Annotated in this window: 13 protein-coding genes and 1 pseudogene; 4 read left to right on the top strand and 10 right to left on the bottom strand. The window is 57.5% G+C overall.

Features of this window, described 5'->3' with window-relative positions; genetic code table 11:
• Nucleotides 1–1015 precede the first annotated feature (1015 nt).
• The 3 genes from MPC4_RS14035 (at nt 1016) to MPC4_RS14045 (ending at nt 4086) form a co-directional block, all read left to right on the top strand.
• A complete protein-coding gene (locus tag MPC4_RS14035) occupies nt 1016–1969 on the top strand; it encodes a CBASS cGAMP-activated phospholipase (RefSeq protein ID WP_174513066.1) in 954 nt (317 codons plus the stop codon).
• Between the two features lie 63 nt (nt 1970–2032).
• The gene (locus MPC4_RS14040; RefSeq protein ID WP_174513067.1) at nt 2033–3136 is read left to right on the top strand and encodes a toll/interleukin-1 receptor domain-containing protein; all 1104 of its coding nucleotides are present in this window, start codon (nt 2033–2035) and stop codon (nt 3134–3136) included.
• Nucleotides 3133–4086 (top strand): hypothetical protein, encoded by a 954-nt coding sequence (locus tag MPC4_RS14045; protein WP_174513068.1) that lies wholly within the window; start codon nt 3133–3135, stop codon nt 4084–4086. Before MPC4_RS14040 ends, MPC4_RS14045 begins: the two co-directional genes overlap by 4 nt.
• Nucleotides 4087–4432: 346 nt before the next feature.
• On the opposite strand, the gene MPC4_RS21290 is transcribed toward MPC4_RS14045, so the two are convergent.
• Nucleotides 4433–4765 carry a uracil-DNA glycosylase family protein gene (locus tag MPC4_RS21290; protein WP_244629015.1) on the bottom strand — a complete coding sequence of 111 codons (333 nt, stop codon included), beginning with the start codon at nt 4763–4765 and terminating at the stop codon, nt 4433–4435.
• On the opposite strand from MPC4_RS21290, the gene MPC4_RS21295 reads away from it, so the two are divergent.
• Nucleotides 4754–5110 (top strand): hypothetical protein, encoded by a 357-nt coding sequence (locus tag MPC4_RS21295; RefSeq protein ID WP_244629016.1) that lies wholly within the window; start codon nt 4754–4756, stop codon nt 5108–5110. The two genes, MPC4_RS21290 and MPC4_RS21295, sit on opposite strands and share 12 nt — an antisense overlap.
• Nucleotides 5111–5156: 46 nt before the next feature.
• Here the strand turns inward: MPC4_RS21295 and MPC4_RS14055 are convergent, their stop codons facing one another.
• The 9 genes and pseudogenes from MPC4_RS14055 to brxC all read right to left on the bottom strand — a co-directional run bounded on the left by MPC4_RS14055 (nt 5157) and on the right by brxC (nt 23836).
• Nucleotides 5157–6299, bottom strand: coding sequence for a nucleoside triphosphate pyrophosphohydrolase family protein (locus MPC4_RS14055; RefSeq protein ID WP_244629017.1), 1143 nt, complete (start codon nt 6297–6299; stop codon nt 5157–5159).
• Between the two features lie 99 nt (nt 6300–6398).
• Entirely contained in the window at nt 6399–7046 is a 648-nt protein-coding gene (locus tag MPC4_RS14060; RefSeq protein ID WP_244629018.1) for an Nmad2 family putative nucleotide modification protein, read from the bottom strand.
• A 7-nt stretch (nt 7047–7053) separates the two neighbouring features.
• On the bottom strand, nt 7054–7542 hold the full coding sequence (locus MPC4_RS14065) for a TIR domain-containing protein (RefSeq protein ID WP_174513070.1): 489 nt from the start codon (nt 7540–7542) through the stop codon (nt 7054–7056).
• A 571-nt stretch (nt 7543–8113) separates the two neighbouring features.
• A pseudogene (locus MPC4_RS20960) lies at nt 8114–8251 on the bottom strand (ATP-binding protein); the annotation flags it as partial.
• A gap of 67 nt (nt 8252–8318) precedes the next feature.
• A complete protein-coding gene (locus tag MPC4_RS14070; RefSeq protein WP_174513071.1) occupies nt 8319–11717 on the bottom strand; it encodes a TIR domain-containing protein in 3399 nt (1132 codons plus the stop codon).
• A 229-nt stretch (nt 11718–11946) separates the two neighbouring features.
• Nucleotides 11947–13995 (bottom strand): protease Lon-related BREX system protein BrxL, encoded by a 2049-nt coding sequence (brxL, locus tag MPC4_RS14075; protein ID WP_174513072.1) that lies wholly within the window; start codon nt 13993–13995, stop codon nt 11947–11949.
• Nucleotides 13985–16606: a BREX-1 system phosphatase PglZ type A gene (pglZ, locus tag MPC4_RS14080; RefSeq protein ID WP_174513073.1), complete on the bottom strand. Its 2622-nt coding sequence runs from the start codon at nt 16604–16606 to the stop codon at nt 13985–13987. Before pglZ ends, brxL begins: the two co-directional genes overlap by 11 nt.
• Complete coding sequence (pglX, locus tag MPC4_RS14085; RefSeq protein WP_174513074.1) at nt 16603–20217, bottom strand: BREX-1 system adenine-specific DNA-methyltransferase PglX; 3615 nt, start codon at nt 20215–20217, stop codon at nt 16603–16605. The genes pglZ and pglX overlap by 4 nt, the downstream gene beginning before the upstream one ends.
• 7 nt (nt 20218–20224) lie before the next feature.
• A complete protein-coding gene (gene brxC / locus MPC4_RS14090) occupies nt 20225–23836 on the bottom strand; it encodes a BREX system P-loop protein BrxC (RefSeq protein WP_174513075.1) in 3612 nt (1203 codons plus the stop codon).
• Nucleotides 23837–23839: the final 3 nt, after the last annotated feature.

A 23839-nucleotide genomic window follows, 5' to 3' on the forward strand; every position in this document is an offset into this window, starting at 1 on the left:
TCGGGGGACCGCCGCCACAACCGAGCCTGCCGGCCATCAGACAAGCCATTCTCGACCTCTTCGCACGGCCTCCACCCAGACGATGCCCCCACTGTGAGAAACTCATCGCCGACGCCGTCGAACCAAATCTGCCAAAGTAGTGCTAGGTGCCGCGATCAATTCTCGCGCGTAGTGGCGGCCGTGTTTGTCGCTCTGCCATGCGCCGGCTGTTCCGGGTCCGTCGCGATCTCGCGTGGAACCTCCCTCTGTGCCAGGCACGTTGTCGGCTAGCACTTTGGCGTGAGATTTCTGGAATTGTCCCGACCTTTAGCAGTCAACTTGAGACAGAACATGTTCGCAGTCTCAAGTTAAATGCCCACAGCGCATTCGTCCTGAGCGCGACGTCGTCGCGCTCAGGAAAGTTGAACGGCTTTCGATTTCTGGCCCGGATCACGGGAACGTTCGGAGCTAGGAATCTTACCTTAAGTGCTAAAAGATGACCGCATCTCACGTTAACTGCTAAATGGAGAGGGATGGTGGAAAGGTAAGTCTCTGAAATTACGCGATCTGGAATCTCACGCCAAACTGCCAACCGACAGCCACTTATCCCGCTGTTCAGTTTCCCCGAGCCGGCTCTGACCGCTGGGAGGGCGCCTTCGACGAGCGCCAAAGCGGGCGGCCTGATCGCTGAGCCAATCAAAAAGCAAGTAATGAAAGTCTAGTTTGGTAGCGTATAAGATATTGCGGCCCTCACTTTGGCTCGTGTCAAGGTCGAAACTTGAGCATATGATATAAAAGCATATGCGTTTTTCGAGAATATGCGGCTAAATACCTATAGCGTATTCGCCGAACCGAAGTCGCTGAACGCGGCCTAACACCTCCGACCATCGCAGAGCATTCTTGTCACTTTGACATTTACGTCAGGCGCACTAAACTCGGTTGCGAAGTGTTCAGAAACTCATTTTTCTTCCTTTCATGTCCCGCGCACGAGTAAGAAAAACAGGTCGTCAAATATTGATTACAGGGAGCTCTCGCGATGTTCCGAATTCTTTGCCTCGACGGCGGTGGAATAAAAGGTGTGTTCACGGCGGCCGTGCTCGCGCGTATTGAAGAATTGGCCAAAAAATCGGTCGTGGATCATTTCGATCTCATCTGCGGAACAAGCACCGGCGGCATTCTGGCGGTCGGGCTAGGGCTCGGTTTGTCGCCAAGGGACTTGCTTGAGTTTTATCGTGATCGCGGGGCGTCGATTTTTCCTGGAACCAGCCTTGTGGAGCGGAACTGGGGTTTGTTTCGCCAGATATTTTTAGGACCCAAGTTTTCACACGATGTTTTACGGTCACACGTCGCTGCGATCCTTAAGGAGCGCAAGTTCGGAGAGTCGAAATGTCGTCTCGCCATCCCGTCATATGACGCGGTGTCGGGGCGCATCTATATTTTTAAGACCGCTCATGAACCGAGATTTGTCAACGACATAAACGTGCCGGCCGTAGACGTCGCTTTGGCGACTTCGGCGGCGCCGACCTACTTCGCCGCCGCCTCCGCCGGCCACTATGGGAAGTTTGTCGACGGCGGCGTCTGGGCGAATTGCCCGGCGATGGTCGGCCTGGTCGAGGCGGTTTCCTTCCTGAACATCCCGCTCGACGACATCAATATTTTGAGCATCGGCACGACGACCGAGCCGTTTTCGATTGCGAACAATACAAAGGCCAGCGCTTTGAAATGGAACCTCGGATTGGTCAATCTGATGTTTGAAGCGCAGGCCGAGTCGACGATGGCTCAAGTTCGGCTGCTCTTGCGCAGCCGAATGCACAGGATCAATTTTCAGGCGACGGCCGGACGCTTCTCGCTAGACAATGCTAGCCGGCAGGCGATCGACGACCTGACGAATATCGGAATCAACGAAGCGCAGAAGAAGATCCATACTGACGTCGTCCTCACGCAGTTCGTCAATGGAGTCGCCGCCGCGCCCTTTACGCCTTGCGCCTGAAGACTTTTGCAATTCGCTGGTTTGGCCTTGCCAGGGCTCTTCTGGCGTTGAAGGATGCGACGCATGCAATATCCAGTCGTCATCACATTGATCCATCACCCTAAGGATACGACGTCGACGCGGACGGCCCAAGCATTCGTCGCGCATTTCGATAAAATCGGAATGCAGCGGGCAGGCGTTCAGATGCGCATTCCCGTCCGAGTGAGGTCTGAGCCCCTCGGGGCTGACGGATCGCTGGCACCGATCCGGGCCCTGGGCGCGAATCTTAACGTCGTCGTCATGCTTTATGGCGTCGATATTGAAGAAAAGCCCACACATTGGTTGGATCTTTGTAGGGACGCCGAGCGATCCGTCGCCCCTCTCTTCGGCATTGTGACGACGATCGACTCCGGCCTTGGCTCCTTAGGCTGTTTCGACAGGGGGCAGACCATCGCCTGGTGGGATTGGCAGGGCCTTGATGACGAGGCGCGCGCGACGCGGCTGCTCATCCATGTGGTCAATGCGATCCGCCGCCAACTTTTCAAGAAGCAGGCCGGCGAGCGGGAAAAAATCTTCCTGAGCCACGCCAAGTCGGATGGCAAGTTGGCGGCTGAACGCATCGTGCGTCATATCAGCGATCCCGCGAACGGTCTGCGCCTTGATACGTTCTATGATGCACGCGAACTCGAAACGGGCGAAGACTGGCGGGAGGGCTTGGAAGAGGCCGCGTCAAAAGCGTCGATGCTGGCGATCGTCACCGACCTTTACGACTCGCGCCCCTGGTGCAACCAGGAAATTTTGTGGGCCAAGGAATTTCGTCGACCGCTTTTGCTTGTCGACCTTGGCTGTAAACGGGTGGAGCGAACTTTCCCCTATTCCGGGAATATGACCGTGATCCGAAGCCCCCTCGCCGATCCGGCAGGCATTGAAAGAGCCCTGCTCGAATTATTGACCGAAGCGTTGCGGTGCGACCTGTTCGCCATTCAGGCGGGAACAGTGACAGGGGGAGCGGCCGAGATCTTTCCAAGGCCGCCGGAGCTGGCGGATCTCGCCTTTCTCGCCGACCAGGCTGGAAATGCAAAAACAACCATCGTCTATCCCGATCCGCCGCTGCCCGATGTTGAAACCCAACTGCTCGCCAAACTTGCAAACGGGCGCAAAATTCTGGCGCTGAGCGACTACCAATGAACGCGATCCCGAACCTTCACGGCCGCGTCGTGGCCCTCTCCATGAGCCCTCCGGCCGACCTCGGCCGACTGGGGTTCCCGACGACCGAATTCGATCAGGTCGTCTTCAATCTCTGCATGCGCGTGATCCGCGCGCAGGGACGCATCCTTTTTGGCGGACACCTTCAGGAGGGCGGCATCACGGCGCGAATGTTTGAATGCATCGCGCATGCGTATGCGCCGCCGGCGCTGCGCGAAGGCGGACGCATGGCGAAGCCGTTTTTGCATTTATTGCCCTTGTCGGAATTCAGGCGCGTTTCCTTTGCCCGCGTATTCGAGATCCAGTCGCAGTTCGGCTCGTTTCTCGAAACCAGAGTTATTGTCGATGAAAATGTCCATCTATCGGTCTCCCGCCGGTCCGACAAGCTGACGATCCACGACACTGAGGGAAAGAGAGCGCCCTTCATCATCGACACCCCCGCTGATTTTGCGAAGTTTTCTTCGGACCTGCCGACCCGTCGCGAGGCCGACGCCCTCACGGCCATGCGAAACGCAGCGCGGATTTTGACGAGAGCAAGGATCGCGCTTGGCGGCAAGCGCGGCGATCTCGGCGTGTCGGGAGACCGCGATCGTTTCTTTGGCGCCATGCCCGGCATTTACGAGGAAACAATTTCCTCCATCGAGTCGCGGACGCCTTTCGTCGTTCTTGGCGCCTATGGCGGTGCGGCGCGCGATGTCGCGATCGATCTCGGCCTGATCGACCCGAATTTGGAGACGCCCTACCTCGGCGAAATCCAACCCGACTATGGCGACGCGCGCGCCAGAATGCGTGAAATGGGTCGCGAACTGTCGCAGGCGGACCGCGATACAGCTGTGGAATTTGTCTTGCGGGAAGACTGCGAGGTTCTCGCACGTGACGTCATCGCCGTGATCGCACGACGTCTTGAGCCTTCGCAAACGCGATTTCGGTAGGATGCAAATCCGCCTCTAAAATACAAATTAGGCGGATTTCATGGCCTAAACGAGAATTTCAGAACGATTGCAAGGTGCCTGAGCGTTTAGCGGTTTCAAGATCGACCTCCCCGCCGCGCTCGACCGCGGCGCCTGTGGTGTCGTCGCCACAGGCGCTGTCGGCTAACAGCTGTCGCAGTGTGAATCAGCTTCCAGATTTGCGGCCGACCGGTGGCGTAATGCTTTGAGTCCTCGTTGGATGGAAGGGGCAGGTTCGATGCCGATTTAAACCCCCACCTACTTTAACATTAGGCGGCGTGACGGTGAAGGATTTCCCTGGCGAATGCGATGTAAGCGCACTCTCGAGTCATAAGGTAAACTCGAGTTCCAGCCGTTGCTGTTCCGGTCGGTGCTGCGAATCTGACGCCATGCGACCGGTCTTGGCGGGCGGCAGGCCATACAGATCTGAGATTTGCCGGAGAAATTGCGTTTGGCCGCCGTAGCTCGGATGACGAACGCCGAAGACAGGAACGTCTGCAGCGACTCGAGACGCCGCGGCGGCTGCGTCTGCACCGATTGCGACGATACGCCGCGGCCTCGCAAGCGCAATCAGCTGTTCGAGAGCGCTTTCGCCCACCTGGCGCTCTTTGCCGTTGTGCGGCCGGTTGCTGAACGGCTTACCATTGTCATGCGGATGCAAGGGAAACACATTCCAGAGAAAGAGGCGAGTGTCGATCCGATCCAGAACGCTCCAGATGACAGCCGCCGTGCGTTCAGCTATAGCTTCGCCAAGTGTAAACCGTTCCTCTGCGAGTCCCCAACGGGCGGCATGCCGGCCGATATGAACGTCGTCGGTAAGCGCGAGGCCCGTTCGCCTTCCGCCGCGATAACCCAGATCGCGTCCGACCCATATCGCGTCTACGCCTTCGGATTCGACAGCTTGCAAGATTCGCGACAAGACCGAAGCGCGCCGCATCGGCGCGTCAGCGCGATCGCAATCGGGACAGCGATCGCTATAGGGATTGAAACAGTTCTCAAAGCGTAGCGACTGGAGCGCGCTCACAAAAGCATGCATTGAAACAGCCCCCCCGTCATAACGGCTCGAAGTGAATCGAACGGCAGTCACGGTCTCCGACAATCCACCCGCCGTTTGCTTGGCGAATTTTTCGAAACACCGCATAGCCGTCTAGGATGGCTCTTTCCCAAAGCTTTAGCGGACATTGCGCGACTTCGAAGCCTGTCACGAACTCTTGAACCGACTTCAACATCCCAAACGATATCCGGTCTTGCCCCGCGAAATAATCAAGCTCTTTGGCGCGGGTAAAAATCCATGCCGTCACGCCTTCTTCGACAACGATAGCACGACCGCCATCTTCGTTCTCGTCGAATTCCGGGCGGCTCTTACGCTTCTGCTTGATCAACGCCCGAAAAACGGGTGACCAATGCAGGATCGCGGCGTAAGCAAGATGAAGCACGTCGTGAAAGCGATATCCGTCCGAGTCGGCAATGTTGTCTGTGAGCGGATCGCCGATGAAGACGCCGTTCCATCGCAGGTAACTCCTGCCGCCGTTTCGAAGTGAAATTCCGATGCGAAATTGCCGGGGAATCTGTTCTTCCTCTTCAAAAGAGTCATCGAACTGCGGCAATTGGCTCAAATCCGGATCGATGAATGCTCCGCGGGTTTTAGCGATATTGAGCCGGGCGACTTCCGCAAAGCTCAATTTCGCTGCATGGAGGGCGACGAGGTAGCAGCGTGCGAACGTCAGCAGACTGCACTTAAGCGCCTCTATGTCCGCGCGGGCGGCCAGCAATTCGCTCGCCGCGGCGCCAAGATCGAATAATGTCTCGTCCAAGATTGGTGTCGCGGCGGGAGCGGCGACGACCGCTACGGCACCGATCGGAAGGTCGCTAGCCACACTTACCGTGGAAAAACCGCTGCCCTGACTTGCCTTCTTGAAGAGCGCGTCTAACGTGGTCCCAATCCGCTTACAGAGCGTCGCCAGATACCACAGCGTATCTCCGAATTCTTCCACCGCCGCCTTGCGATAACCGGGATAAGCATTCTTTTCGCGCACGTGCTTCTTGGCAGCCGACATAATCCCGCCGACCTCGCCATAGAGCCCGAGCAGAACCGGAGCGACATCACCCGGGGGCAGCACATCCGTCTCGAGGATTGCCGCTTCAAAGGCGTCAAAGCTTATGGAGGCGGCGTCGTTGCGCATGATTTCGGTCACGAAGCGATTTCCATTCAAAAAAAGGCATCGGCCGATGCCTTTACAATAGAGAGAAGCAATCCCTCAAAAAAAAAACCGGGAGATCGGGATGCGGCCGGCCTACATAATTTGATCCGACTTTTTGGAGTACCGAGCACTGCTCTTAGCGAATTGAAATGGATCGCCTAGAACATGATTGATCTTGTTCGGAAAGGCCTCTTCCAACCAAGATAAGAGCTGCTGAGCGTTAGTCAAAGGATAGCGCCGATGACCTCTTGCATTGTGAAAGCGTAGGTTGTTCAGGATGTCATCTGGAACAATGGGGGCCACGTTTCCGAAGTACCAGAAATGATCCGATATCAGAATTCTATCCGTCTGCGTATCATTTTGAATGTTGTATTGATCTGGTGTTCCATCCGGCTGACTATGATGCGAGTCTTCTTGTTGCCAATGGTCGCTACCCACGGTGCGATGATATATATTGTCTCCCACGATAGTTTTGCGACTACCGTTTCTCACTGGGCGCTTTGCCTGATAAGCCGGCGCAGCCCAGTATGCATCAAAACTCATAGCTTCAGTGATTTGCATGGCAAAAATGCAACGTCCTACAGCGCTGAGCTTACTTCCCCCCATGCCAATCACCCAATCTCCAACCTTAGCCGTTCGACGAATGATTGGTTTACAGGTCGCCAGCGTGCAAACGCCGTGAAACGGGTTGGGAGCGAAGCCAAAGTCCCTGGCCACGACATACATATAAACCTCAGCCACGAGGCCCTCAGCACCGGGATGTTTGAGCGCCATTGATGGGCGCGCGAGCCGTGCCGTCGGTGTTTTCGAAGGGGCTTTCCGTTCCCTCGATGGCGTCAATTATGCTCGCCGAATTCCAATTCACGATCGAATCGCCATAGTCTTCTAATGTCGGCGGAATGTCCGCTTCGGTGCCGCCTCGGGTATAGACACCGACAATCCTTTTCCCCAATTCATTCGCCTTCCTGATTTCCCAATCGACCCAAGGGCGTTGATGCGTTTCCTTGCCAATTAGTACGATTACCGTCGATGCCCAGGACATTTTCATACGCAGCAAGCGCTTGATCGTTGCTTCCTTAATCTCTCCACGATCCAGACGCGCCCGGTTGGCCGGCTTGGCGCGGATCGAACTATTCCGAATCTCATAGCCCTTGCGGCCCAGCAAATCCGTCAGCTTGCTGACCTGATCGTCGTCCGCATGATGGTGGCTAATAAAAACATGTTTACGTTTCGACATCAAAATCTAGCCCCGTCGTTCAAGCGAGAGCGCACAATAGTCCCACTTAAAAATCGAGCAACCTACCTTTATATTCTTACCATGATTCGTTGATCCCGGCGTCTGAAGTGTGTGAACCGGCCCTTTAATTGCGGACGACAGCCACGGCTGGCGGGTTGATTTTGGTGGACAGGGCGCACGGCGTTGATTCGTTTAGGTTCGAAGCGTTTGGTGTCGCGCTGCCCTTAACTCGGATCATCGTCACATTGGGTGGGGCCAATTGCTAAGGTCGCGTCTTCCGTGCAGTCGAAGGCATGCGAAAAAGAATTAAACTGGCCCTCTGGCCTAGAATAAAAAATAGATATTTGCTTCGCATCCTTGACGAGACGCTTCATGAAATTGATGAAAATTGGCACGTTCAAGGCACCCGTATAGAGTTTGAACCGCCAGAGAACCGCTGCGACTGCCGATTCCGATGAAGGCGCCCGTCTTTAACGGGATAATTCCGCCCGGCGATTCCGGGATGATGGCGCCCCCCGTAACGGAATTATCCCGCCCGGGCGCCGCGTGCCGTCGGCTGATGAGATTTGTCTCACCGGTTGTGGTTTTTGGTCAAGCTGATTTGGATTTTTCGCCCCCGCGTCCGGCGCAGGCTTTCGCCGGACAGCTCGATGCGGTGGGCGTTGTGGACGAGGCGATCGAGGATGGCGTCGGAGGGAAGCGGGCGCCCGCCTTTCGGCAGAGAAAATCGGTGTTTCCCGTGTTTGCTCTCGACAACGTGACAGCGCCCTCAGTTCTTATCGGAACGGGTTGGCGGGGGTCATAGGGAGGCGTGCTGCATCATCTCCGAGATAGAATTGTAACTCGTAAGGGTCAGCTTCGCGGCCGATGCGGTCTCGAGCCAGTTGCAGAAGCTTATCGGTCCGGGTAGGCCAAATCCTTATGCTGCTGTAGGTCGCGCTAAGTAGCCAGTCACCGTCCGACGAGAAGGACAGACTTTGGACTGAGCCGGTTTGAGCTCGCATCCGAACTGTCCCATTAGTGCTCTTGTCTTGTGTCTCAATTCCAATCATTCCGTCATAGGCACCAAAAGCTAGCGTCTTCCCGTCCGGACTAAATGCGATTGACTCGATGTCTCCGCCACCTCCGTCAAAAACAGTCGGATGACGGTCTGGATGTTCAAGGTCCCACAAATAGACTGTGGATCCTTGTGCGCAGGCGAACCATTGGCTTCCTGGGGCGAAGGTTGGGTGCACCATCCGCTGCAGACTTGACGGCAGGACTGTGGGCGATGCGGGTAGCTCGGAACCCGACAGATTCCACAACTGCGATGCTTGGGGCACTGGGATGACAAGCCATCGGCTGTCCCTACTCAAGCCCACCGAATACCAATCGCCCTTCGGAAAAGGCAACCTTTTTGGTTTGTCGCCGGGCGCGGCCGGCAACGCCCAGACGAGTGCCTCTTCGTCCTGAAGCGCGATCAACCAGCGGCCGTTGGGAGAAAATATCAATTTCCGTAGGACGGCCTCACCTTTGTAAAGCGCCTTGAAATTGGCGGAAGGTGGAGTCGCGTCTCGGTCCCAAAGCCAAATGGTATCGTGCGCTAGACCCGCCACGTATCCGCCATTCCGGCTTACGTGAACGTCGCTAATCTTGTCGCTACCTAGTGCAATGCGTGGCGGCACGGAGGCCGCCGACCGCAAATCCCAAAGCGATCCCTGCCTACCTACGTCCGCGGAAACGAGAAAAGCTCCATCTTCGCTGAAATCGGAGAAGTGACATGAGGCGCCAGGCGTAGGCCACCGCCACCGCGGAAGTGACGTCGTTGAAATGTGGATCAGGTCCCACAAGAGCAGCTCGCCGTTTTTCAAGCAGACTGCGAGCCATTGATCGTTGGGCGACAATTGGAGTGCTTCGATGTCGGAACCCGCTGTCGACAGATCGATCCTGGCGAAGGGCCTACGAGCCGATCCGTCAAACAACGAGATTATGCTTTGATTGACCGTCGCAAGCCAGCGGTTGGAGGGGCTCAGCGATAACTCGTCGAGATTTGCCTTGCAGTTATCTGCAAGTACCAAAGGCTCTCCGAGCGACGGCAGCGTTGCATCCCAATATCTGAGATTGCGCTGGTCTCCCCCCACGATCCATCCCTTAGGGGAACCGAACAGCAGCGCAGTGAAGCGGCCTTCCAGGCCCCTGAAGGGGCTCGCGACGGGACGGGGCCACTGACAATCGAGGTCCCACGAGTACGCCTTTCCTTGGTCATCAGCCGTGACGAGCCGTCTGCCGTCGCCTGAAAACGCGAACTCATGTGAAGGCCATTGGTGAGCGACGAGCCTCGACCGTCTCTCGTCGAATGGTCCGTTTAGATTCCACAGCCAATTCGTCCCGTTTGTCCCGAGAGCGAGTAAAAAGTGGCTCGTGGGATCGAACGAGAAATCGTCTGCATAGGAGTCGTGCGGAAGACGTGCGCGGAGCTCGGCGGACTGACCAGACATCCGGTAAAGCAGTATGTCCGTTGCCGCCTCGTCATTCTTTCCGAGCAGGCCTAATCTCCGTGGGGCCGCGAACCAGGCTCCGTCCGGACTAAAACCGACTTTTGTAGTCCATTGCCTTCCGTCCGAACGCGCTAACACCGTGTACGTGACGGGTTTGGGCGGCAGGCCCCAAAGCAATAAGTTCCCGTCATCATCCGCACTCACGGCGACACCTGCGGACCCGCTGACGTCGGCGCTCTTGATTGCCGAAGTGTGTCCTTTCAATTTAGTTGGGGAAGTGCCGTTCCTAATGTCATTGTCCTTCCAAAGCCACAGTTCGGTGCTTGTGATCCCCCATGCAATCAACCACTTTCCGTCGCCGCTAAATGTGGCCTCGCGGACTGTGGGCAGCTCGTTACCCAAGAGGCGTTTGGATTGGGTCGGTTCGGATGCCGTCAGGTCCCAGGCGACAACGCTTGACGAGTATCGGACGCCGACGAGGAATCGCCTATCCGGGCTCAGTGTTGTTTCGAGGAGGCCGTCGTTAGGGCCAAATGTGTCGCAAACGGGCTGGCTATGCTCTCCAAGGTTCAAGAAGCAGAGAAAGTCTCTATTTCCTGCAACGAGCCAATGATCTCCATGCCCGAACTGAACAAAAGAAGGGTCGCCGCCTAATGAAACGTCGCGATCGTGGATAAACTCACCCTGTTCGGTAATACTCCACAGCTGCACAAGGCTGCCGGTAGCGCTTGCGAGCCACGAACCGCTGGAGCTTTTCGCGCTTACCGCGGCAGGACCCTTCGATTGCGGGACAGTAAGGCCATTAAGGCCAAGCACACTTTCCAAGAGGGCTTGGCGTGCAGCCGGAGTTGCTCCTTCGTTTTGCGTCGTCGAGACCTGCACGGACGAACGTGCGAGAAGGCCAGCCAATTGTGGGAGTGCTGATCGAACAAGTTCCGATCGGGCTGCAAGCGCGCCTGCGCGCGATTTACGGTTTTCCTGCTCCGCACGCTTCCTTGCGGCGTCGGCTTGCCAACCGAGGAATAACGCCACGCCCGCGAGCAACGCAAACGCGATCGCCGCGGTCGCGAAGAATCTCGACCGGCGGGTGTCCTGCCGGGTAGCCGCGAAACTCCGCTTGATCTCGCCGAGCAGATGTTCCGGAGGTTCGCCATCGAAGATGGGCATGGCTTCGCCGGTCTGCAGCGGAATGCCGAGGCGGTTGCCAAGTAGTGATCTCAAGGTTGTTGCACGTGCGACCTCCTCTTCCATGTCACCCGTCGTGTTCAGAAACGCATCATTGACGTTGACGACAATGATACGCTTTCCGGCCTTGAGAGAAAGCTCGACCTCCCGAACAACCCAGGGAGAGCGGCTCATCGCTCCCGGGCGAGCAATAAGAAGCAGGTAGGAGCTCATCCTGACGCGGCGTTGAGTGGCGAGGGAAAGGTCGTCGCCAGCTACGTATGTGTTCTCGTCCAGGAATACCCTGAATCCCAAGGACGTAAGTTTCGTCGCGAGTTCTCTTGGCAAAAAGCGTCCGTCGTCTTGTTTGTAACTCACAAAGAAATCGTACCCGAACGCGAAGTCCGACAGTCGCTGCATCCACGTACCAAAACCCGCCATTGTAAGATCCGTTTCCCAGATAAGCTCTCGCTTCGTCCGTTGATCGAGGGCGGCGATCTCCGTCACCGGCGCAGCCGACAGAGCAAATATCAAGTCCAGTTCACCAGAAACCACATTCGGATGTTAGTGGGTTCCGGTCAAACCTGCTGTCGGTGGCGGTTAGAATCCGCGTATAAACGATGTCGCACTGTATCTAATTGGAGTCAGAAACTACTTAATGTCGTTCCGGCACCAGCACAACAGTTCTAGTCACTGACGGGATAATTCCGTCCATTGTTTGAGGCCTACCTCGGTCGCCAGGAAAAATTGCGACCGAACACTTTCAACTTACCCCCAGCGCCTTGAACACCGCGTCTGTCGCGTCGGCGTAGAATCCCGTCTGGAACTTGGCGAACAACTCGCCGGGAATGGTCGGGATGTCCTTCACGCTTGCCATCGGGAGCAACAGCCGCTTGGCGCCAGCGTCGAAGGCCACCTGTAACGACTCCGCAAGGTTCTCGACCGGGACGATATTTCCGCCCAGGCTCATGCTTCCAAGGACGACCATTTGCTGCTGGATCGGCTTCCCGAGGACGGCCGAGCACAGCGCTACGAACGTCGCGAGCGTCATTGCCGTCGTCGGCCCGGTGTTGTGCAGTTCGACAACGTGCAGGTGGTAGTCGTGGTCGCCGGCCTTGATCGAGGCGCTGACGCGGTTCGCGTTCGCCTTGAAGTAGTCGAACCCGACTTTGATCGTTTCCTTGGCGGCAGAATTTGAGCCGAGGCCCGACGTCTTCAGCGCGCCGTTGCCGGCAGTCACTTGCGTTTCCAAGCGATACAGGCCGAGATGCCCCGCCGATCCCGTGGCAACCGTGTGCATGACGCCGGGACTGAGCGGACCGTCGGGAATCAGCGATCCGCCGCCCTGTTCCGGCACGCTGACGAATCGCTCCTCCAGCGTCTCGTTGTCGATGTAGGAGAAGTGGACGTCGAAAAATTCCATGCCGCCGATTTTCTTCAATTGCTCCTTCACCCGACGCCGGGCTTCGAGAGCGTATTCGAGGCAGCAGCGCACTGCCTCCTTGTCATATTCCTCGCTTGGATAGAGCAGCTTCAAAAGGCCGGAGACGGTATGCCTCACGGCGATCGTGTCGCGCTGGTTCAGGTCCCGTCCCAGCTTGAAATATTTGCTGATCGCGTCGCCGAAGTTCCGCTTCCGCATCTCCCTGAGCCATTCGGCGAGATAGTCGACGATCAGCCCATATTGGTTCGTGAAGAACTCGGGCCGCATCTTCGGAATTTCCCAGCCCGGAATGTAGGCGTGGAAGCGGTCGAAGAACGCGGAGTCGATCATCGCCTCGGGAAATGGGGCGAAGAGATGGCTCGTCTTGACCAGCGTGTCGACGGACTGGTTAATGTTGCCGACGAACACCATCGAGGCATAGGCGCTGATCGCGTCGCGACCGCGGGCGAACGACCCCGAGGCCATGTAGTCCTTCATAATCTGGACGCCGTCCTTGTCCTTGAAGGTGATGCCCGAGACCTCGTCGAAGGCCACGACGTCCCAAACGCCGACCAGGCCGACCTGGCGGCGAGCCATGTTATAGAAAAGGTTTGCGACGGTGGTCTGGCCGCCGGAAATGAGAATGCTGTTCGGACTGATTTCCTTGTAGACGTGACTCTTGCCCGTTCCGCGCGGCCCCAGTTCGGCGAGGTTGTAGTTGTTCTCGGCCAGGGGAATCATGCGCGCCAGAAGGTGCCATTTGACGCGCTTCTGAAGGTTCGTCGGCTCCATGCCGGTAGAACGCAACAGGACGTCGATCCATTGCTGCTCGGTGAACGCGCGGCGCCCTTCGAACAGCTCTTCCATATCCATGTTCGGCATCTGGATCGGCTTCAGGTCGCGCAGCAGGAACGGCGAGCCCTTCTGGGCCTCCTCGTAAAAATATTCGAGGGTGGCGATGCACCAGATGCCGCCGACCAGCAGCTTCTCGAACTTCTTCACGATATCGCTGGGAACCTCGATCCGGCTGACGCCGAGGTTGCCAAACTGCGCTTCGTAGACGTCGCGCTTCTCGTTCAGCGCCACGCTGACCTTATCTATGACTTTAAGACTGCCTCGCTCGCGGATCGACGATTTCACCTTCTCCGCCTCGTCGGGGCGCACATAGTTCTCGGCGAGGATCTTTTTGACCGTGCGAAGGCCGTCTTCAATAATGGCCTCGTCGTTCGAGGCGCAGTAGGTTCCGAGCAGATATTCCAGGACGTAGACCGGAACGTTGGCGCCTTCCTTGACCAGCTTGGTCAAGTCCTTGCGAACGACCTTGCCAGGGAAGTGCCGGTTCAGCAGGTCGTCGAGGCCGTTGTCGGGACCGAGGGTCTCAGAAATCATCGGTGAACGCCCTGTCGATAATCACGTCGACGCTTTGTTGCTCGACCTCGGTTTCGGCATCGCGAAGAACGAGCCGGTACGGCGTCTTCTTGTCGTAATGCCGCTCCTTCAGGACGAGATTGACCCATTTCTTTCGCTCGTCGAGATTGCCGGAAGCGCTGTCGAATTTCACGGTCTCGATGGCAGTCACGGGTTCGTCGCCCTCGTAAACGGCGATCTTGAGGGTGACTGCCTTCAAACGGTCAGCGACAGGCTCCATCTGGAGCAGTTGGAATCGGTGGCTGGCCGTCGTGATCCGATGGTTGTTGCCTAAGACGTGAACAGATACCGCCCTCGTCTTGGTTCCCTGCGCCGACTTCCCTTCGACTTCCTTGACGGTCACGACCGGGACGACGATTTCCTGCGGCATGGCGCCGCCGTGGCTGAAGCGCGCGCCCCCGACGAAATGGAACAGGTTCGCCCCCTTGGGAATCCAGAACTCCATGTCGGTTTCCGCGCCGGCGGTCATGCTCACCTTCCCGCGCCAAGCGGCGTCACTCTCTGGGAGATTCTTCCCCAGCAGGTAGCGCTTCTTGGCGAGGATTGTGCCCTCCGGCTTTTCCTTCAGCTTGCTCTTATCCGTTTCGACGCGCGGGCTCTCGGTGAACAGAAAACCGTGGTCGGCGGTTATCACGATGCGGCTGCCGTTCAGCTTGTTTACGACGTAGCCGACGAGCGAAGCTAGTTCGTTTATTGCTTTCCTCACCGCCATGAACGTGTCGGCCTCGGTCTTGGAGTCGTCACCGATAGCATCGACGGTGTCGTGGTAGATATAGACAACACGCTTGTCCTTGATCAGAGCCCGTCCCTCGTCGCGTTTCATCGCAAGAAGGTCGCCGGCCTTGCAGGCCATCCCGCCCACAGATTGCAGGATGCCGTCCCGCTCGCCGGCGACGCTAGACCTGCCGTCCACCAATACGTCGCTTCCTCTGTACGCCAGCTTCTTGTGCGGAAGCAGGCTCGCCATGCCGAGCGTCGTGTAGGATGGCAATACGCCAAGCTGCGATGACAGCGTGGCGTCGAAGCGATATTTGCCGTTGAGCTCGGCGGTCAGCTCCTGGGCCGCCTCGTAGCGGAACGCGTCGCTGATGATGACGAAGGCGCGCCGGCTCTCGCTCTCCTCGAGCCAAGGCCGCACGTAGCGGTCATAAAACTGGTGCTGGTTCGAAACCTTGTCGATCCGCCAGTGCGCAAGGAGACCGTCCTTTGGATCGAGGAACCTGCCCCAAGCCAGCGCGAGCGGAGTCAGATAGCCGTTGCCGTAGTGAGCCTCGATCTCCGCCCGCATCGGCTTGACGATGTCCCAGCTTTTCTCCTCGGCTCCGTCCGCCGCCTCGCAAAAGCGCCGATAGAGCTGGTCGAAGCGATAGAGGTCGGTCTCGTACGCCCGATACATCGCGGCGGCGTCGAGATAGTCGAAGCCGCCCTTGTGGAGGTTCCGCATGGCGTAAAAATCGGCCGCGGCGATAAGCGCGTCGTAGACGTCGTGGAGCGCCCGGCGGGGCACCTCTTCGGAACCGGCTGCCATGGGCGACGCCCAGTGACCGGTCTGCCGGCGGGTGGCGATGGCGCGCACGTCGTCCGCATTGATGGCGTCGGCAGTGGTCTGCACCCGTTCGCGGAGGCTGCTGGCGATCCGCTTCTCGACGGCCAAGAAGGTCATCACGTCGACAAGCTGGTCGATTTCCAACCCCGGCAGGTGATCCTCGATCTTTAGAATGGCCGCAGCGAGCGCCGACAGGTGGTCGTAGCTGGCGCCCCTGCTGTTGCTGTCGCGCCATTGCGCGAGACAGACCACGGCGTTTGACCAGCCGCCATGGGGCAGAAGCAAGCCGCGCAATGCTTGCGGAACGGCGTCGCCTTTCAGATAATGGGCGAAATCCGTGACCATCAGCCGAAGCAAGAGCTTTTTCAGTGTCGGGCTGTCTTCCTCGTAACCGAACTTTGACTTGGCTAACTTCCAGAACGGGACGTCGAGATCGAACTTCTCGATCAGGCCCCATACGGCAGGCGGATCATCAAGGTCGACGTCCTCCCCAGCCTCCATCCACGCATGGAAGATAGTCTGCACCAGATTGAAGGGCTCCGGCTGGTCGGCCTTGGACACGACGGCGATCATCTTGCGGTCGATATCGGCGACGGTGTCGTTCGGCGCCACCAAATTTTTGAGCTTCTGAAGCCGATCCTTGGCGTCGAAGAACTTGCGCCGTTCGGCCAGGTGCGTCCGCAAGTGCTGGTTCAGGAGCCCAAGTTCCTGCGAAAGGATGCTCGCGCGATCCGCCCGGAAGCTGCCGCTGTAAAGTCGGATGTCGAGAAGCCAGTCGTCTTCGTAGTCGGGCTCCTCGGCGGGCGAGTAGAGGAGGAACTTCCCTTCCGGTTCCTCGCGTTCGAGGCGAATCTTGGTTTCGAGCGCGCCGACCTCGTCTAGCCGCAAGATCGTCACGTCATCGAGCCTAACGTTCGGAAGCGAGTCCAGGAACTCGCCGTCCGGATCGTTCCAGAAGACGATCCGCTTCCCGTCGTCTCGAAAGAGCCGATCGAGCGCGAAATGGATTTGCTTGAGATCGCTCACTCGTCGTCCTTCTCCCCCGTGATCGCTTTGGCCTCGGCCACCAGATCACCGAACTTGCCGTAGTTCACCTTGACCCCGTCATCGAGATCGAGCGCGATCTGCTGGTCGGCGGCGTGTTTCAGCTTCTCCTCAAAGACCGCCAGTTCCGCCCGCTGCTTCTTGAGGTCGTCCTGCTCCTTTTGGAGCTTCTTGCGATAGCTGGTGCTGGTCGCCTTGGCCTTGTCGTCCTCAATCTTGTCGATGCGCGCGGGGATCTGGCCTTGGAGCGGGATGACATATTCCGTCCGCATCCGCGCCAACGTGCCTTCGTGATAGCGATGCAGGTAGACGAGGCATTGGAAGGCGCGCTGCTTGCCGCTGGAGAACAGCCAGTAGATCGGCCTTTTCTTGTACATTGCCAAATGATGCTTGTAAAAGCCAGTTGCCAGGTAGCGGCGGATCGTGTCGCGCGGCTGCTCGCCGTTCGTCGGACCGAGGCTGGCGGCGATGAATTTCAGGTTCTCTTCGAGATACTCCTTCGGCCACGCGACACCGATGAACTCCGCGATGCGATTGGCAGCGTCGTCTCGGATGCCCCAGTCGGTTTCGAGCAGCGAGACGATGCCGTCATCGTCGGCTCGGAATTTTTTGTAGCGGCTGGGTTCGAAGTCCGCGTTGCCACTCTTGGCATAGATCAGTCCCGACTCGTCGAGACTGTAGCGGCCCATCATGCAGCCGAGGACGTAGGAGACCAGTCGCTTGATGTCCTCTTCGCGGCTAGGCCTATAGAGCGTAATCTGGTCGTCTGGAACATCTGGCGTCAGTTCGTCTTGCAGTAGATAGGCATCGATGAAAATGCGATTATTCTCCTCCTCTAGCTCCTTCATTAGTGCTGCGCGATCCGAGAACGCTGCTGTAACGAGTTGCAGAGACCGCTCCAATGTTGGAACTTCATCTTGGATCGTTGGAAGTTCATGGAAATCCAATGACGTTTCACAGGAATCCCAATCCTGCTTTGCAAGGTCTATGGCAGCCTTAGCAATAGTAGACGAGCGTTCGCATGAGGCTTTTCTTGGAAACGGAAGTCTGCGGAAGTCTCCAGATTTGAAATGAAGGGTCGGATTGATAACATCGACCAACATGGACGCAAGTTTCGTGTTTGAGAACGCCAGAGCAGCAAACTGCTCGGATTCACTGTCAAAAAAAGCACTTTGCCCACTACAATCGAAAAGCGAGCCGGCGGGAACATATCGCGTCGCAATTCCAGATGAAACGATATCCGTCCATGTGATATGAGGACGAAATATGTAGTCTAGATTAAAATTGTGCGCCCAAATGCGCCCCGATGGATGAAGGCGTGTTTGCAAATCATAGCCATCGTTCGCCCAATCGATCACGAAAATGAGGTTTCCATACCACCTGCGTTGCTCGCCGCCTTTGTTGTAAGGGAACCACTTTAGCCCAGACGCTTTTGCCTGTTCTCTTGTCTTCGCAGATCTATTTATCTTCCAGTGCGCGACCTCATGCCATAGACGGAGATATCGAGAGTTCTCGCCAGTTGTCAGTCCCTCCCTCGGTTCTGAAACCGTTTCCATCGACGGGGAATCAAAAAGCTTTGTAATCGTTGGAGACAACCAATACGAAATAGGAGCCCCGGGAATATGCAGAAATGATTGCTGAGTGGCCCTTGCAAAGCGCGGCACCTGATTCAAAAGTGCATTCCGCTTTTCTTCGACCGTACCGCTAACTGCACGGATAAAAACTGGTGTATAAGGATTGACTACACTCTTCTGTATCGCGAAGGCAACAACTTGTACAACTTCGCCACCAAGAAATTCAAAGACGCCGGGACCAAGATGCGCCGCAGATTGAAGAGACGCGGAAGACAGTAACCATTCTCGAAACGCCTCATATGTGGACGTAAACATCCAGTTGTGTTTTGTTATCATTCCGACGCGACCGTTCTTCCGCGCCATGTGGCAACATTGCTGAATGAATGCGGCGAACAAATCGGCTTTGCCTGCATTGAAATGTTGGGACACAAACTCCTTTAGACTCGCCGGCATACCGTTGCGTCCGCCCATATAAGGAGGATTTGCCACAACTGCATCGTATTGCTTTGCCAACGATCGAGTTTGCCGAAGCAATGGTACGAGGTCTTGGGCGACAGCGTGTGTGAGATCCCCATGCCTCAGAACTTGGTCGAGTCGCCGCTCGATCTCAGGCAGTTTGCCCGCAAGATCTTCTGGAACCTGAATCAATGATCCAAACGTCTTTGCATTAGCGAACAGTGCCAGCAACGATGCGACATCGCCCAGCGAGACGTGGCCCTTCTCGGCTAGTGCCTTCCTGCTGAGCAACGGCGTCTCGGCGTCCGCTATCTCCTCGAAGAGGTATTCCTTTGGCGTCTTGTCCTTGTCGATCGGCGCATTCAGCGCGTTCGTGATGCTTGCGGCATCGATGCCCTTGCTTTCCACGAACGCCATGACGTTCGGCTCGACGTAGTTATCGAAAATGCGGCGGTCGTCGGCGCGCGCCTTCATCATCAAGGCGAACGCCGCGAGTTGGGCCGCGCGGTCGTCGATCTCAAGACCGAACAGGTTCCTTTGCAGGATCAGCGCGGGGATTTCCTTGGCTCGGTAGCCGCGTTCCTCGTAGATCGTTTTGAAAAGATCGTAAGCCTCGACGAGGATGTGGCCCGACCCGCAGGCTGGGTCGAGGAAGGTCAATTCCTCGGGATTCAGGCTGGACGGCGTAATCTCCCTAAGCTTATCCTGCACTTCCTGCGTCTGCTCGGCGGGCTCAATGTAATATTCCATCTTTTGCTGCAGCGCCGAGTTCGGATAGGTTGCGAGCCATTGCCGTCCGAGCGTGTTCTGGACGAGATATTTGACGATCCAGTTCGGCGTAAACAGCTGCGTGGCCGCGGGAATGTCCTCGCTCGCGACCACCTTGCCGATCACCTTGGCCTTCTTCTCCGAGATGTAGAATTGGTAGAGCCAACCGATGATCTCGACGTCCTTCCAGTCCTCCTCGGCGATATCGTTCACCAGTTTCCGGATCAGCGAATCCGAATGGAGCAGATTGTCGGGCAGAAGCAGTTCGGTCTCGTCGTCGATCCGCTCGAACAGGAACGGCATGGCCGCATGCAAGGCGTTGCACTGCGCCGTCAGGAGCAGCCGGAAAAGCTCGGAATCCTTGTTGCCGGCCTGCTTCAGATCGATGATCCGGTCGCGCTTCAAGCCCGGGAGGTTCACCTGCTCGGCATCGGCGTGTTCGAGGATCTCGGGCGTCGGCTTGCCATCCGGATGGCTGAGGACGCGATAGCCATGGTCGAGATAGCCATGCAATTCCATAAAGCGGATGGCGACAAGCCGGTTGAACCATGTGTATGCCATGGCTTCCATCGTCTGGTCGAAACCGTTCCGCCGGACGCGCTCTTCCAGCAACTTCCTTTTCCTGCCGACGGCGCGGGGATGCTCCCGTCCGGCGACCACGACGACGTCGCCCCGTTCGACGACGGGCTCCACCTTGGTCGCCATCAGGCCGAAGAAGGCGGCGCGATCCTTCATCGCCTGAATGAAATCCCGGCGCGCCTGTGGCGCATAGCTTTTCAGATCGGAGCGGTTCATGGTCTGGTTACCGGATTTCGATGCGTTCGTTGTTCGCCAAGGCCGTCTCAAGCTCCTGCCGCAAGTCGTCCAGGAAGCCGTTCACGTCGTCGGGCGTTTCCAAGTAGGGCGTCGTCATGATTTTGGCGGGCGTAACGATTCTGCGCTTTCGGATGGGCGCCGGAGGTGTCGGCGGCGTCTGCTGATCGCCGGGTCCCCCGCCGCTCCCGCCGGTTGCAGGCATTGGCGGCGCGACGAAGGTCTCGATTCGCAGAATGGCGCTATCGTATCCTTTCTCGGCTTCGCTTTCGGCCTGCGTGATATGCGCGAGGCTTTCCTGCGCGCGCACCTGTTCGCGCAACGCTTCCAGCGGCCTGACGCAGACGGTTCGCAGGCTGGCGTCGGCGCGAACCGCCGTCAATTCCTTGTCTAGGCGGGCGATGAGCGCATCGATCTTGTCGATGACCTCGTTCCGACGCGATGACAACAGAAGCGAGTTGGTCGCACTGACCGCGGCGATAAGATCTTCGGCCTCCTTGACCAGGCCATAAGGTCGCCGCGCCGAAAGAATCTCGCCCATGCGCGTCAGGACCGGCCCCGCCTTTTCATCCCGTTCCAGTTCGAGCCGGTTGAGCTGGAAGGCGGAATATGCTTTGCGGAGCTTTTCCCAAGTCGCCTTCTGGCGGTCATAGAAGTGCTCCAGTTCGTCAAATTCTTCGGCTAGGTCGGTCAGGTCGGCCTTCAAGCCGTTGAAGCGTTCGATGAGCTTCCGGCTTTCCCGGTCGTTGAGGAGCGGGTTGATCAGCGTCAGGCCGTCGCGGATCTCTTTGGCCCCCGGATAATCGCCGGTGTCGGCCAATTGCTTGAAGGCGTTCAGCGACGTCTGCCAGTCCCTGAGCTTCCCTTGCAGGAAGGAGCCGATGGCGTCCTCGTCGTCCGGCCCCATTTCGGCGAACAACTCCTTGCCGAGGGCGCGGGCGTTCTGGATCGCCTTAGGATCGGCGGTTTCGCGCCTGCGAACGACGACCTTGCGGCGCTTCGCCGGCGTCGTGATCGCCTCGTAGATCTTGTCGATAGGCAGGACGGCGGAGTCCATCGACAGCGTAACCTCGCCGAGCACGACGAGGCGCGCCAGCAGCAGCAGCAATTCCTCGTCCGGCCAGCCATAGGGCCTCAGCGAGTATCGCTTCTCGATCATGTCGTGCAGGACGACCTGCTGGCTCTTCAACGAGGCGAGGCGCAGGTATTCGCGCAGGTCGTCAAGGGCCTCCGGATTGTTCTCGCCGGCCTGAAGCTCCAACGTCTGCTTGTCGACGTCGTTGCTCCGAAGGACGGTTTGGATTTCCTTCAACGGCTCGGAAACGAGCCGTTTCAGGTAGCCCATCTTGCTGAAGGTGTTCTTGACGAGATATTCCATCGCGTCGTCGAGAAGCTCGATCGGCTTCGCACCCCTTGTCTTCAGCAATTGTCCTGCGGCGAAATATTCGGCGGCGGATAGCATGTCGGCAAGGAGCGCGATCAGGCGCTCCCGGCGGTCGCGATTGTCCGCCGCGCAGGCGTTCAGGATGCGCTTGGTCGATTCCGGCAGCGTTCCGTCGTTCTTGCGGGAAACGTATTTCTCGGTCTGGAGATAGGTGCGAAGCTCGCGACCAAGCTTTTCGTCATTGCCAAGCCGGACCAACACGCAGCCGCCATCCGCCGTGCTCTCGAGAACGCTCTTGGCGTTGTCGAAGGATTCGTAATCATCGGCCAATGGCGTGATGACCGATACGAGAAGCGCTCCCTCTCTCTGGTTTCCGACGGGAAACATGTCACAACGGCGATTGAATTCAAAATCCTTCGAGTTCACGCTGTAACGATGCTTGCGTCGCCCGTCGAGGACCTCGTCGAAGATGATGTCTCCCAGCAGCTTGGCCTCCTCGCCGCTCGAAAGATCGACCTGTTTGATCTCTTTGTTTATGTCGCGCTCTTCGTTGGTCAGGAAGAAATAGACGTCCCCGCTGCGGTTGATCAGCGTTTCGCTTTCGAGGCGACCAAGGCTCTCAACGATCTGCTTACGCAGGGCCAGACGGTCGCCGTCGATCCTATCGAGGCAGAGCGTGACGAGGTTGTCGACGTTGCCCTTCATCTCCTCGACGTAGCGGATGAGGAACAGGACCTGGAGCAGACGGACGTCGAAGGGCCCGAGGCCGGGGTTGTCCCCGGCCTGATCGATCGTCTTCTTGACCGAGGTGTCTAGAAAGCTCTCGATGGAGGGATAGAAATCGTAAAGAGGCACCAAGATGCCGACTTCGCTCGCGGAAACGGTTTTCGCAGCAGACTGGAAGGCGTCGAGCATAGACCGTTCGCCGCGCGCCAGATGCAAGCCCGTCGCCCCGGCCTTGCGAATGGATTCGAATATCCTTTGGACCAGCAGGAACTGATAAGGAGCGAACGGGTAGTTCCTGACGAAATCCTCCTTGTCCTTGAAAGGGCGGAAAGCCATGCCGCAGTCCTTGAACGTAAGCTGGCTCTTGAGGATGTCGCCCTTCGCAACGAACTCCGCTTCGAGCGCGTCCTTCACGTCGGGACGCTTCGCCAGAAGACGGGCCTGAATGACCTCGTCGACGTTGGCGCTCGACAGCGACAGAGGCGGAAAAAATCGTCCCTGAATCTTGGAGAAATCCTGCTTCTTCGTCCTGCTCATGTCGCCCAGAACGGTGTCCATGTCCTCTTGGGAGGTCACGATCACCCACGCACGGCGACGGCAGAGCGTCCCGAGTTCTTCCGTGATCGTTTGCAGATTGAGCATCAGATGCGAGTCGGTCCCGATGAACTGGCCGACTTCGTCGACGAGGAACGCGATTCGATGCCGAGGCCCCTTCGAGTCCAGGTATTCGTTCACCCACCTGCAGAAATTCTCTACCGAGAGGGCGAAGTTGCCCTCGGCCCCTTCGATCCATCGGATGCTCGCCGCCTCGCTTTGTCCGAGCGATTCGCTCAGCGCCTTGACGACCTCATCCTGATTGAACTGATAGGCGTCGCGCTCGTTTTCCCAAGTGGTTCCGGTAAGCCGTTCGAAGGCGGCATGGAAAGCTTTCAGTTTGCCCTTGCCGTCGAGATAGCGCTCCATGTGCGCGATGTGAGGGTGGTCGCCGCTATACCCCTGCAATTCGTTCAGGACCTTCAGGAAGACTCGCAGGATCAGATCGCGTCCAGTACCGCTTCCGTGGTCTGCCTTGCTGTCGATGTTGAACAGGACGACGTCGGTATCGGCGACGACGGCGCGCTTGATGTCGGCGAAGAGCGTGGCGTCACGGATCTTGCTCTCGAAGAATTCGACCGCGCGCCGGCTCTGGCCGTCGCTCGTATAGGTGCGGTTGCTCAGCAGATAGGACAGCACCTTCAGGAAGTGAGACTTACCGGAGCCGAAAAAGCCGGAAATCCAGATAGCCATTTTGCCAGTCGGATCGACGTTCCTCCCGTCCTCCAACGCCTGGAGATACCATTCGAAGAATTTGCGGAAATGGCGATCCAGCTCACGCGTGATGACAAACTCGTCCAGCTCCTGCCAGACCGAGTTGTTGTCGAGTTGATCTGCCTTCACGACCCCGTTGATGGGCCGGAAAATATCGCGTTCGAAAAGCTTCTCGATGAGCATGTC

The organism is Methylocella tundrae, from assembly GCF_901905185.1.
Lineage (GTDB): Bacteria > Pseudomonadota > Alphaproteobacteria > Rhizobiales > Beijerinckiaceae > Methylocapsa > Methylocapsa tundrae.

Coding starts and splice junctions, on each gene's coding strand:
- MPC4_RS14035 (WP_174513066.1), top strand. CDS start 1,016: ATGTTCCGAATTCTTTGCCTCGACGGCGGTGGAATAAAAGGTGTGTTC.
- MPC4_RS14040 (WP_174513067.1), top strand. CDS start 2,033: ATGCAATATCCAGTCGTCATCACATTGATCCATCACCCTAAGGATACG.
- MPC4_RS14045 (WP_174513068.1), top strand. CDS start 3,133: ATGAACGCGATCCCGAACCTTCACGGCCGCGTCGTGGCCCTCTCCATG.
- MPC4_RS21295 (WP_244629016.1), top strand. CDS start 4,754: ATGCGGATGCAAGGGAAACACATTCCAGAGAAAGAGGCGAGTGTCGAT.
- MPC4_RS14065 (WP_174513070.1), bottom strand. CDS start 7,542: ATGTCGAAACGTAAACATGTTTTTATTAGCCACCATCATGCGGACGAC.
- brxL (WP_174513072.1), bottom strand. CDS start 13,995: ATGATTTCTGAGACCCTCGGTCCCGACAACGGCCTCGACGACCTGCTG.
- pglX (WP_174513074.1), bottom strand. CDS start 20,217: ATGAACCGCTCCGATCTGAAAAGCTATGCGCCACAGGCGCGCCGGGAT.
- brxC (WP_174513075.1), bottom strand. CDS start 23,836: ATGCTCATCGAGAAGCTTTTCGAACGCGATATTTTCCGGCCCATCAAC.